Below are 898 nucleotides of genomic sequence, written 5' to 3'. Positions count from 1 at the left end.
CTGCCCCGGCGTCAACGCGACAACATCCCGCTCCAGGTCCCGCGCCAGAGCCGAACCCTGACCCAGCGAGACCACCACACCCGCACCCGCAACACCCTGCGTGACCAACACCACAGGGCCGCCAGCAGAACCCGCAACACCACCCCGCACGAACTCCGCCAACCCGCCACCAGAGACCACACCCGCCGGAATCAGCACCCGCACCGCGTCCACCGGCAGGCCCGCAAGCGGCGCTACCACCCGGTCCTGCTGCGGATACGGCACCGCCTGCGACCCATCCACGGGCAACACCGCCGAATCCGGCAGACCCGCTCCAGCATTCTCGCGATGCCACACCCCACTCCCCGCAACCGAGTCCGTACCAGACGACCCACCCCAGCCGGTCAGGGCACCCGGCGGGGACTCATGCACCACAGGCACCGCACCACCGTCCGGATCCGCGACCGCCGCAGACCCGGGTGTGCCAGTCTCCGGTAGCGCGGCATCCCAGGACATACCCGAACCATGCGGGATACCCGCCGATGACTTCTCCCCCACCGAATCCCGCATCTGCGACGCCAGCACATCCAGCGACCGGCCCCCCAACACACCCGAACCATCCACACCCGAACCATCCACACCAGGACTGTCCGCCCTAGATACTCCGGCCATGCCTGGAGCGTCCATACCAGACTTTCCGGCCACGCCATGCACTCCGGGCACGGCCTGATCGCCACTGGCAAACGGGCTGTACGGCGGAGGCGGCGTCACCGACCGGTCCGGACCAAAACCCAGTTCCTCATAAGGATATGCAGGTGGCGGCGTACCCGGCTGGTGCTGCCCGTAGTCCCGCACCGCCGGAACACCACCCGTCGCGTCCCCGCCCCTCACACTGCTACCAGCACCGCCCTTGCCGTCC

The 898-nt window shown here is 68.9% G+C and carries 1 pseudogene; it reads right to left on the bottom strand.

The window, feature by feature from the left end:
• Nucleotides 1–684 (bottom strand): annotated as a pseudogene (locus ACWDKQ_RS36335) (hypothetical protein); the annotation flags it as partial.
• Between the last annotated feature and the right edge of the window lie 214 nt (nucleotides 685–898).

It is taken from the genome of Saccharopolyspora sp. NPDC000995 (genome assembly GCF_053599315.1).
This window is presented reverse-complemented; position numbering and strand designations above follow the sequence as displayed.